The organism is Thalassospira mesophila, assembly GCF_002115755.1.
In the GTDB taxonomy this organism is placed as follows: Bacteria; Pseudomonadota; Alphaproteobacteria; order Rhodospirillales; family Thalassospiraceae; genus Thalassospira; species Thalassospira mesophila.
Window position 1 is genome coordinate 1 of sequence record NZ_JFKA01000092.1, and the last position, 305, is coordinate 305.

Consider the following 305-nt stretch of genomic DNA (forward strand, 5'->3'; position numbering starts at 1 on the left):
TGTCTCGCAGTCAAGCGCGCTTTTGCCTTTATACTCTACGACCGATTTCCGACCGGTCTGAGCGCACCTTCGTACTCCTCCGTTACTCTTTAGGAGGAGACCGCCCCAGTCAAACTACCCACCATACACTGTCCTCGATCCGGATAACGGACCTGAGTTAGAACCTCAAAGTTGCCAGGGTGGTATTTCAAGGTTGGCTCCACGCGAACTGGCGTCCACGCTTCAAAGCCTCCCACCTATCCTACACAAGCAAATTCAAAGTCCAGTGCAAAGCTATAGTAAAGGTTCACGGGGTCTTTCCGTCT

General features: G+C 52.1%; 1 rRNA gene. It reads right to left on the reverse strand.

The features are described from left to right. A 23S ribosomal RNA gene (locus tag TMES_RS22180) occupies positions 1 to 304 on the reverse strand; the annotation flags it as partial. Position 305: the final 1 nt, after the last annotated feature.